Annotated in this window: 13 protein-coding genes and 2 pseudogenes; 9 read left to right on the top strand and 6 right to left on the bottom strand. The window is 56.2% G+C overall.

The window, feature by feature from the left end:
* Positions 1 to 151 precede the first annotated feature (151 nt).
* Positions 152 to 574 (top strand): annotated as a pseudogene (locus ACR3FF_RS23510) (DUF234 domain-containing protein); the annotation flags it as partial.
* Between the two features lie 125 nt (positions 575 to 699).
* Here ACR3FF_RS23510 and ACR3FF_RS23505 read toward each other — a convergent pair.
* Entirely contained in the window at positions 700 to 873 is a 174-nt protein-coding gene (locus tag ACR3FF_RS23505) for a hypothetical protein (protein WP_458190565.1), read from the bottom strand.
* Between the two features lie 48 nt (positions 874 to 921).
* Here ACR3FF_RS23505 and ACR3FF_RS23500 point away from each other — a divergent pair, with 48 nt between their 5' ends.
* The 7 genes from ACR3FF_RS23500 to ACR3FF_RS23470 all read left to right on the top strand — a co-directional run bounded on the left by ACR3FF_RS23500 (position 922) and on the right by ACR3FF_RS23470 (position 5,084).
* Positions 922 to 1,374 (top strand): hypothetical protein, encoded by a 453-nt coding sequence (locus tag ACR3FF_RS23500; RefSeq protein ID WP_458190564.1) that lies wholly within the window; start codon positions 922 to 924, stop codon positions 1,372 to 1,374.
* Positions 1,337 to 1,996 (top strand): helix-turn-helix domain-containing protein, encoded by a 660-nt coding sequence (locus tag ACR3FF_RS23495; RefSeq protein WP_458190563.1) that lies wholly within the window; start codon positions 1,337 to 1,339, stop codon positions 1,994 to 1,996. Before ACR3FF_RS23500 ends, ACR3FF_RS23495 begins: the two co-directional genes overlap by 38 nt.
* Before the next feature lie 72 nt (positions 1,997 to 2,068).
* Complete coding sequence (locus ACR3FF_RS23490; RefSeq protein ID WP_458190562.1) at positions 2,069 to 2,392, top strand: DUF7344 domain-containing protein; 324 nt, start codon at positions 2,069 to 2,071, stop codon at positions 2,390 to 2,392.
* Positions 2,392 to 2,544 carry a hypothetical protein gene (locus tag ACR3FF_RS23485; protein WP_458190561.1) on the top strand — a complete coding sequence of 51 codons (153 nt, stop codon included), beginning with the start codon at positions 2,392 to 2,394 and terminating at the stop codon, positions 2,542 to 2,544. Before ACR3FF_RS23490 ends, ACR3FF_RS23485 begins: the two co-directional genes overlap by 1 nt.
* 292 nt (positions 2,545 to 2,836) lie before the next feature.
* On the top strand, positions 2,837 to 3,181 hold the full coding sequence (locus tag ACR3FF_RS23480) for a hypothetical protein (RefSeq protein WP_458190560.1): 345 nt from the start codon (positions 2,837 to 2,839) through the stop codon (positions 3,179 to 3,181).
* Between the two features lie 380 nt (positions 3,182 to 3,561).
* Positions 3,562 to 4,074 (top strand): hypothetical protein, encoded by a 513-nt coding sequence (locus tag ACR3FF_RS23475; RefSeq protein WP_458190559.1) that lies wholly within the window; start codon positions 3,562 to 3,564, stop codon positions 4,072 to 4,074.
* Positions 4,075 to 4,295: 221 nt separating this feature from the next.
* Positions 4,296 to 5,084, top strand: a complete 789-nt coding sequence (locus tag ACR3FF_RS23470; RefSeq protein ID WP_458190558.1) for a GIDE domain-containing protein — start codon at positions 4,296 to 4,298, stop codon at positions 5,082 to 5,084.
* 181 nt (positions 5,085 to 5,265) lie between these two features.
* Here ACR3FF_RS23470 and ACR3FF_RS23465 read toward each other — a convergent pair whose 3' ends face one another.
* The 4 genes and pseudogenes from ACR3FF_RS23465 to ACR3FF_RS23450 all read right to left on the bottom strand — a co-directional run bounded on the left by ACR3FF_RS23465 (position 5,266) and on the right by ACR3FF_RS23450 (position 8,464).
* A complete protein-coding gene (locus ACR3FF_RS23465; protein ID WP_458190557.1) occupies positions 5,266 to 5,715 on the bottom strand; it encodes a DUF5518 domain-containing protein in 450 nt (149 codons plus the stop codon).
* A gap of 520 nt (positions 5,716 to 6,235) precedes the next feature.
* Positions 6,236 to 7,183 carry a mechanosensitive ion channel family protein gene (locus ACR3FF_RS23460; protein ID WP_458190556.1) on the bottom strand — a complete coding sequence of 316 codons (948 nt, stop codon included), beginning with the start codon at positions 7,181 to 7,183 and terminating at the stop codon, positions 6,236 to 6,238.
* A 244-nt stretch (positions 7,184 to 7,427) separates the two neighbouring features.
* A pseudogene (locus ACR3FF_RS23455) lies at positions 7,428 to 7,583 on the bottom strand (NAD-dependent epimerase/dehydratase family protein); the annotation flags it as partial.
* Positions 7,584 to 7,792: 209 nt separating this feature from the next.
* A complete protein-coding gene (locus ACR3FF_RS23450; RefSeq protein WP_458190555.1) occupies positions 7,793 to 8,464 on the bottom strand; it encodes a DUF7509 family protein in 672 nt (223 codons plus the stop codon).
* 111 nt (positions 8,465 to 8,575) lie between these two features.
* Between ACR3FF_RS23450 and ACR3FF_RS23445 the strand changes: the two genes are divergently transcribed.
* Positions 8,576 to 8,971 carry a winged helix-turn-helix domain-containing protein gene (locus ACR3FF_RS23445; protein ID WP_458190554.1) on the top strand — a complete coding sequence of 132 codons (396 nt, stop codon included), beginning with the start codon at positions 8,576 to 8,578 and terminating at the stop codon, positions 8,969 to 8,971.
* 92 nt (positions 8,972 to 9,063) lie between these two features.
* On the opposite strand, the gene ACR3FF_RS23440 is transcribed toward ACR3FF_RS23445, so the two are convergent.
* Entirely contained in the window at positions 9,064 to 9,399 is a 336-nt protein-coding gene (locus tag ACR3FF_RS23440; RefSeq protein ID WP_458190553.1) for a PIN domain-containing protein, read from the bottom strand.
* Positions 9,400 to 9,557: the final 158 nt, after the last annotated feature.

The following is a 9,557-nucleotide window of genomic DNA, read 5'->3' as shown; positions in this document are numbered from 1 at the left end:
TCGACATATTCTCTTCGTTGCGCTATCTTCTACCGAGGCTACGTCCTGACTCTGTCCCACGTCTGGTTTATTTCTACGCACCTGTTCGTGCCGTGATCGATAGACTGGACAACTAGCGACTTTAGAGTATCAAACTTTAGAGTACGATAATGGCAATGACGACGCGTACGGCGCGCTCATCGAATCGGAGTTGGTCGATTTCGTGAGCCGGTCGTTCGAAGAGCTGTGTTGTTCGGCACTTCGATCGCTGTACCCGGAGGACACGATCACGCAGACCGGGCAGTGGTGGTACGGTGAACACGAGATCGACGTCATGGGCCTCACCGCGGGAGACACCCTGACCGCCGGTGAGTGTAAGTTCCAGCAGTCGCCACTCGGATACGACGCACTCTCGAAACTCGAACGTTACGTCGATGAACTCCGATGGGCACCCAACGACGGCAGCAGTCGAGTCGAGGAGTACACGCTGTTCTCGCGGAACGGATTCAAACAGTCTGTTAAGGAAGCGGCTGCGGCGCGAGACGATCTTCGGCTCTTCACTGTCGAAGACATCGTTACCGCATTGGGAGCATGACCTATCCAAGCAGATAATCACGTCGGAAACACGGTTGTGACCAACCACACCGCGTAGGTGCCTGACAGCTGACGGGCACAGAGCTCGCCGAACAGGTCGAGCAACTCACCGATCGCATCATTGAATTAGAAGCCTAGCAAGCCACACTCGAAACTCAACTCACGGCGAAAGACGAGCGAATCGACGACCTCGAAACCGAACTCCAAACAGAACGCGACCGGACCACCCAGCTCGAAACCCGCGTCGACGAGCTTGAATCCCAGACCGAGAACCTCCAAGACGACTTTGAAGAAAACCACCAACAGAACCAGCGTATTCGCGCGTCAGTCTCCCGAATCATCAACGACGTGCGCGAGGACACCAGCGAAGACGGCAGTAGTGTGGATGCCACCTCACCGAACATCGTCGCCGAAGCCGCCACTGTCGGCGAGGAACTCCACGACACTATCCAACGAACCAAAGAAAACGCCAGCCTGCTCGACTTCACCACGAAACGCCCCACGAACGCCAGCATCCACGAGAAGTACCTCCACGTCCTCGGCCGGGCAGAGGAGAAAGCACGCGAAATCAACACCGACGTCATCTACCTGAACTACCGCGAGGTAGCCACCCACTATGGCTGTGCGTACACCACCGACGGATATCGCTTGACATCCTCCACACGACTAAAGTCGTGGGCTTTCTCCTTGTACTTCTGTAATCCACGAACTCGACCACCTCGTGGCGGCAAACCCTACATTGCTGGCTCCCATTTGACGGGACATGAGCGTCATCCTGGAGTTCACCATCGACAGCCATGACTTCCAGCTCGGGGAGGTCCTCTCGGGAACCCCGAACATGCACCTCGAACTCGAACGTATCGTCCCGACGGGCCCCATGATCATGCCGTTCATCTGGGCGACCGGCGACGGCCACGACGACTTCGAGGCGCAAGTTCAGGCCCATCCAGCGGTCAAGGAGTCCCTCGCGCTCGACAAGATCGGAGATAGCGTCCTGTATCGGATCGAGTGGACAGATGATCCGACCGACCTCATCGAAGGGATCGCGGTGGCGGACGCAGTCGTCCTCGAAGCCCACGGCAACGAACAGTGGGAGTTCCGGCTGCGCTTCCCCGACCACGACAAACTCTCGCTCTTTCACAATTTCATCCTCGAATACGACATTCAGATTCACATCGACCGCACGTACACCTTGACCGAAACGACCGAACGCGGCCACCGATTCGACCTCTCGCAGGAACAGCGCGAGGCACTGGTCCTCGCCGCCCGGCGGGGGTACTTCGCCACCCCGCGAGAAGTCAGCCTTGACGCCCTCGCCGAGGAATTGGGTATCAGCGAGCAGGCCGTCTCCAATCGGATTCGCCGCGGGAACGAGAAGATTCTCCAACAGGTGTTGCTCACGTCCGCACGCGACCTCCGGTGACACCACCCGCCTAAATAAGGGTTGATGCTTCAACAACAGGGCTAAACTGGAGTGGATCACTACCGGGTGTATATGAACGCACCCCCGACTGAGTACGACACACTGACTGCCGTCTGCGACGCGCTGGCCAGCGAGTACCGGCGCCAGGCCCTGCGGTATCTGCTGGCCGGTGATGACGACGTCGCCTCGGTTGAGGACCTCGTCGACGAGCTTATCGACCACGACGAGACCGCCGACGACCGGAGACGCATCGCCATCAAACTGCACCACGTGGCACTGCCGAAGTTGGCTGCGGCGGGGTTCATCGAGTACGACGCCCGGACGCAGACGGCACGCGCCTGCGATCATCTGCCGACGGAGTGGCACACCCTCCCCGCCAGCGTGGTGAGCACCTGATGGAGTTCGTGATGTGCCGGGCGTGCGGCGAGTTCGTGCAGGCGTTTCAGGAAGAAGGGACATATGTACCCCGTCGGGATGAGTGCCCGGCGTGCGGCGGGGCGGAGTTCAAACACAACGCCACTGAAACGATCATCGGCGCCGACGACTAGGTTACACCATGACGAAGCGGTAGTCTGTTCGAAGCAGGCCCCACTGAATCGCAGAGCCACCTCGAGGCTGTTTCAGTCGGGTCGTTCTGAATCCAATGAGACCACCGTGCTGTACTTATCCTCTGTCTTCAGCACGCCGTTTGTGACAGCAGCTCGGCAGTTTGTCAAGGTTCTGCAAGAGACAGAGCGCGTATCAGTCACGGATCGTAATCGAAATTGCTTGATGCAGGGAGCAGACCTACCGATAGCGAGAGCGTAAGTATTATTGTTGTTATCTGACGACTCAAATCATATGAGTGACTTGTATCTCGGTATCTTGAGCGTAGGCGGCCTGTTCGTCGCTCTGCTCATCTTCGGGGCAATTTACCTCGACACTGGCCGACGTGGGTTATCCTCAGCAAAGCGTCTACTGCTGGCAACTGGCTTCGGTGTCAGTTGTTTCGGTGGGTTTCTCGTACCATACGCCTACACAGACCAACTGCAGTACACGTACTTCCAAATCATTAAGCCGAGGCCAGTTGCTGTCTCGCCATACGAGTGGGTAACGGTGAGTATCGCAACCGGACTTCTGATTAGTGCGATTGTTGGTGGCCTCTACCTTACCGGACTTCGATACACTACGCCACAGAAGACGTGAAAGGCCCTCCTCAATGAGACATTCGCATACCTACTGAACGGCTCTTCTGTTACCTACTAGCTGGAACGATGAATTCTTGCTGAACTCATCCTCTGTCTGCAGCACGACGATTGTGACAAAAGCTCGGCAACTCGTTGAACCGTTGCAGGATTCAGTGCGCGAACTGAACGAGTATTTCTCTCCGGCACTAATTTGAAGAAAGGGATTCAATAGAGCTAATTATCTCCCGAGAAGTGGTTCTCATGATGGCCTCCACAAACGAAATCGAACGACCACAGGAGGCACTCACCGTTGCAAAGTGATACCTCAGACGTGAGCGCCCCCTGAGTGCACTTGTCGTCGTGCTCGTGGTATCGCTATTTCTTGTGACGTACGTGACGATGTCACTGCTGCCAGCGGTCATCGTCGCAGCCATCTTGGTCGTCATCGCACGTGTGCCGATCCTTCAGTCGCGCGGGACAGTTCGACTCCGGACTGACGACCAGGAAACGGTGGTCGATGAGTTTACTGGTTCGACGCCCCCGGTACTCGCACTTCAGTGGGGAGCCGCAGATGAAGTGACCACCGGAGAGAACACGGCAACATACCATATCTCGTATCTATTCGGTCTGCGCTCTGCTGAACTGACCGTCCAGACACAGACAGAGACCACGCCAACCGGAGATCACCGAGTTGGATTAGAGATCACGATGAACGACCAGCCGTGGGCGACATACACATCAACGATCAGTAGCAACAACGGTCAGACTCTCATCGATGTTGAGTACACAGCGGATCGGCGCTTCGGGCTACGAAGTATCCCACAGCAGTTTTTCACGGAACGATACCGCGATGATGTGCTCACGGCTCAAGGATACACAATCGTTGAGCGCGACGCACATTTCGGTCTCTGACGGGTTGTTTGGTGTACTCACTCTCTATAGTTAGCACGCCGTTTGTGACAGCAGCTCGGTAGTTCGTTGAGTCGCTGCAAGATACAGAGCGCAAATTCCGCATACTTGGACTGGGTTGAAGAAGGACTGGTGAGCACGCCGACCGAGCGGGATCACTGCTATCCTCCACAACCCGTGAGACCTTGCTTTTATCTGCTGGCCAAAAGGTAATCCAGTTAGCTATGGTTCAGAGCTTGGTTGGCAGCGTAGCTGTTTCGGGGGTCGGCCTGGTGTTCGTGCTCGTCGGTCTCTACACGATGAACGGAGGCCGTGTCGAGCGGGCGCAGAGTCGACGAATCACCGATACCGAGACGACGAAGATTCGGGAACTGAACCCCGGTACAGCAGAGGTCAAAGGTACTGCCCATCTGGCCGAGGACGCCACCCTCGTGGAGTCACCGATCACCGGACGAGACGCGTTAGCTACCTCCGTTGAGATGGAGGAGTGGGAGAGCAGTGGGCAAGGTGGGGGAAACTGGGAGACCAAGCACGCAGAGCAGACGACGGTCCCGATCACTGTAGACGATGGCTCGGACGAGGTCCGCGTTGAACTCCCTGCTAATGGCGAGTTAAACGTCGAAGAAGCAGAGACGACGGTCGAAGCTGGGGATGAACCGCCCGAGCACATCAAGCAGTACGTCGAGGACGAGGCCGCTATCGATGCGGCCACGCGTCACGAGTTCGGGCCATTGAGTACCGGTGAGCGTCGCCGCTACTCGGAGGGTGTGATTGAACCGGGCGAGGGAGTCTACGTCCTCGGAACGGCCCGTCACGATGAGGATGCTGATTGGGGTGAACGTGCTTTCGTAATCGACGAGCCAACCGAGTCCGGCGACTTCGTCCTCTCCGATAAGTCCGAGGAGGAGTTGATAAGGGAGGGGAAGCGAGGCGGACTTGTTTCGCTCGTCCTCGGTGGTGCTCTCGTAGTCGCTGGCATCGCGGCCACCGTCTTTCCCTGGGTCGGAGCGTGACTCAGAGCGGTCGTGCGAATACTGGATAGATCCTCTGTATCTCGCACATCTATCGTCAATATTCTGTTTGTTCGTTGAGTTGTCGCGAGATACAAAGCGCGTATCGGGTATCGACCACCGGCCATCTGAGAAGAAATGTGTTCGACCGACTCCGAACGTCTACCAGTCTGTTGTATCGCTGTTACGACGTGTTTACGCCGGTCGTCAATCGCGAGGTAACGGTGTTCGCCATCCACCCACCAACTCGACCGCATACCAGACCAAAGATGGGGGCGACGCACAGTGCCAGTCCACTGGCTAAAACGACGAATACGACTCTCGACAGCGATGGCCATGTCACCGTGGCATCACTGAGAACGGTGCTGACTACTGCCACGAGTAGCGTGAGTACTGCGACAACACCAGCAAGAACACCAGTACGGAGTCCGGCAGCACCCGGGTCCATTGAGCGGATTGCAGCGATGACTCCTGCGATGAACGCGCCGATTATCATGATACCTCCACCAATGGTCGCCTCCGAATCCGGCAGCCAGTTCACAACGACAGTGGCGGGTAGCGAGGCGAGTGTGCCGATTATCGCGAATCGCCATGCTGCTGGGAGAGTGCGGGCACGGAGGGATGACGGGAACATTCGTGTCAAAGAATTGATTGAGGGATGAAATATAATTTTCGGAGAACCGAGGACGCGATATTTATCTAAATTTCAGGCGCTAAAACCTCGTGCTTTAGGGCGGGGATACAGCGCCGTCTTTGGCCGCAAACACTGAAGTCGGAAGGTTTGAGTGCCCATACTGCGCATCTATAGTTGTCGATTCGATGGTCCCCCATCGGATTTGACAGTCCGACAACTGGCAGTTGACTGGGTGTTTGCCTCATCAAAAAGCAAGCCCACGGACACGCAGACCGATATAAAACAATCAGGTACCTCCGAGTCCTTTGCGGGATAGGAGTAACGGGGGCGTGGCACTCCCATCGGCACGTCGGGTCGTCAACCCTAAGAGAACAACGAACCGTCCTTTGATGGGCGTGGGAAGCCTCGCCGTTTACGGCGGGGAGGATGTCACCGACAAGTCAAACTCTGTTACACCCCCCTTCAGATCTGGCAGCTTACTAGAAACTTCTCCGTCTCACAGAAACCGCCCGACTGGGTGCTAGTCAATTCCTCGATCCTCAGCCTGCACGAGAGTTTCTGCACCATCGATGGAGAAATCACCCATCAATTCGAGGAGGTCTGGTGACATTTCGAACCCTTCACGTTCGAACCGTTCTTTGACCGCTTGAAAGTACGTCGTCCGAACGGAGAGATACTTCTCTCGACTCGGACTCGATATCCAGAACCGTGAGACCATGTCGATGCCTGATGCAGTAACTCCGTCCACAACCACAGTCGGTTTCGGTTCGTCGAGAATCCGTGGATTCGCCTCGGCTTCTTCGAGCAAAACAGTTCGCATGGCGTCGATATCACCACCGTACATGACGCTGAACGGATGATCGATACGAAGTCTGTCCCGAATATCGTGATTCGTCACGACAGTATTGGCTAGTGTCGAGTTCGGAATGATGATGACTTCGTTTCGAAAGGTTCGAACTCGCGTCGAGCGGAAGCTAATATCTTCGATGATACCCTCATTGCCCCTCACATCGAGATTTTCCGTGTCACTGTCGCCGCCCGACCACTCGATCCAGTCACCGATGTTGAACTTCGGATCGGTGATGATGAACAGTCCACCGACAAGGTTGCTGAGGATATCACGGGAGGCAAATCCAATGGCGAGTGTGAGTGCTGCCGCAAACCCACCAGTCACCGTCAGCAATGACTCCAACCGGGCGATAAAGAGCCCGATGAAAAACGCAACGAAGTAAATTGCAATGCGAAATGTCCTGATCGCTGGCTTCCGAACTGTCGGGGTAATGCGTTTGCTTTTGAGCAAGCGATTGATGAGCGGCATGACGACAAGCCGCCCGATAAGGGCAGCAACGACGAAGGTCACGGTGAATACGAGGAGTTTGTAGAGAAGCACCTCGTACCGGGTCAGGAGTTCAGCGACCGACGCCTGGAGTACGACGATACTGATTTCATCGAGAAGCGTCAGTGGCATGGCTACCGATACATGAGAATGTCACTTCAACGTTGTCGCACTTCGTTGTGCCGGCATGATAGTCGAACTCCCCCCTAATCCGTAGAGTGTACCTGAACGTGATCGATCTGCTCGGTCGACCCAAATACATCCCTGCGGAGCAAAGATGTCACGATTACCATCCCTCCCCGCGTAAATTCGCAATCTCGTACCGTCGAACACCCGTCTCGCTAGCGGCGAGTTGCTCTACCAATACCTATGCACTTCATACATACGCACGAGCGACGTCTTTCACGTGAATGTAGTTGCGTGACTGGGTACCAGGCGTGTAGACGGTCAGCGGTTGGTCGGAGAACACGCGATTGACGAAGAAGTTGATCACAGTTCCTTTTCGTGATCGTTTTCCATCGATTTCGTACTCCCTGTAGAGGTTGGATTTGACCTACGCTATCGGAGTCTCACGAGCACCGGCATCGAGGTCAAAATCGAAGAGGTGTAAAGCGCCGACACCGAGATGAATCACACGAACGAGCGCGTCGGGTGCGTTGTCTTCGAGGGTCTGTGTGACTAATCTCAGGCGTATCCCTTCCGCAGAAAGCAAACCACCTAATAAGAGTCAAATACACAACATCATACATCGAGGCGGTCAAGCGAACCATAGAGCTCCTCGTTCTGAATGTGGGTACAGAACTGCGCGCACAGCCGACAACAGTCCACGGCATCCGTGAACGTCCGGACGCTCGCATCCCAGCGTGCGTGGACTGCCCCGAGCATCGCACTCCGCACCGACGGTTCAGTCACCACCATCATCCGTCGCGTGCGCTCAGGTAGCGTGGCGTCGGCTGCCGGCCCCTGCATGCTGTCGCTCGGCAGGAGATCCTCAAGGACGCTCCCGATTTCGATACCGACGCCAAGATTGTCGCCGACTTGTGGCGCGACGAAAATGGTTGCATTGCTCGCCTGCGCGAAGGCGATACTCTGTGTCGCAGCATCCATCTCATCAAGTGGGATTCCGACATCGATCGCGAGGAAGGCGTTGAAGCCCCGGTCGCGGAGACAGTCACGCGTCTCTTGGAGAAGGCGTAACACCTCGTCCTCGGCGTACTCGCCGCTGGCGTCGTTCCACGTTGCAAACGAGGGCACGTCGGTCTCGACATCGGCATCTGACGGCAACAGGGCATCGACGTCGAACGTCCGGTACGGACCCATCAGATAGACGAGAAACTGTTCACGTCGGACTGGCTGAAGAGCTTCTGAGTCACCGCCCGCCCGAGAGAGATTGTCGACAATCCGATCCCGCATTTGCATCGTCGGTTCGTACGGCCAGTATATAAAATCTGGATTTCTCAGGGATCTTCTAGTAGAGAACGACTAAGTATGTGGCACTACAACCTTCATCCCGAGGCAACCCCAATGGTCGAAACTGACCGCCGCACCACGGACGAGGTTCGCCAGCCAGAGCCGCCGCTCCCCGAAGAGAGCGGGCTGACGCTCGAGGAGTACCTCGCGATGCAACGGGCGATCGGTCATCCAACGCGGTTTCGTATCCTACGAACGCTCGTCGTAAACGACGAGTTGAGCGCCGCCGATCTCAAAGTGGCGGTCGACGTTGAATCCCACAACTTCCACTACCACCTTGACGAACTGGTTGATGTAGGACTCGTCGACAAGCGTCAGCGACGAACTGCCGACAGCCAGGGCTTCTACACGTACTACCGGCCGACCGCAATGGGACGTGGCATCCTCGAGCACGGCGTCGAGGAGTTGATGCGCCGCGAACGCGAGTTCAACGACGAATATATTTCTTGACTTACTAATATTGAAAAGAAATGAGAGGGCGTCCGTAAAACGCGTTTTCTAGTCTGGCCCTCGGATCGGGCGGTGAAATCGGTCGCGACGCCCTACGTTGGCTCTGTCCGAAAGCAAGTGATCGAAACATCGGTAACATCGGCGTAGTCGTCATCAGCACCGACGAGCAGGAGTCCGTTGACGTGGTGTGCCGTCGCAAGTGCGAACGCATCGCCTAATGCTGGCGAATACCGAAACTTGAAATCTGCGGCGATGGGCCACGTCTCGTTCGTATCGATTGGTCGAATGCCACTCTCTGCGAGCACGTCGACGACAGCATCAGCACGGTCCTCGCTATCGATCGCGCGAACGATAGAGTGAATCTCGGCGAGTGTTACAGCCGAAATATACCCGTCTGCTGGCCTTTCCACGGCATCGACGTACTTCACACAGGTTTGAGGCGGAAGCCCACGACTGAAGTCCTGTCATTTACCCACAAGTTCGATGGCCGTAGCTGACGAAGTGAGGCCGGAAGATGGGAAGCCGTTCGCGAGATTGGCGACCGAATGTGGATGAGGATGGACGGCTGTGTGACATGGACGTGTCA

The sequence above is a fragment of the Haladaptatus ordinarius genome, from assembly GCF_054177595.1.
This window is presented reverse-complemented; position numbering and strand designations above follow the sequence as displayed.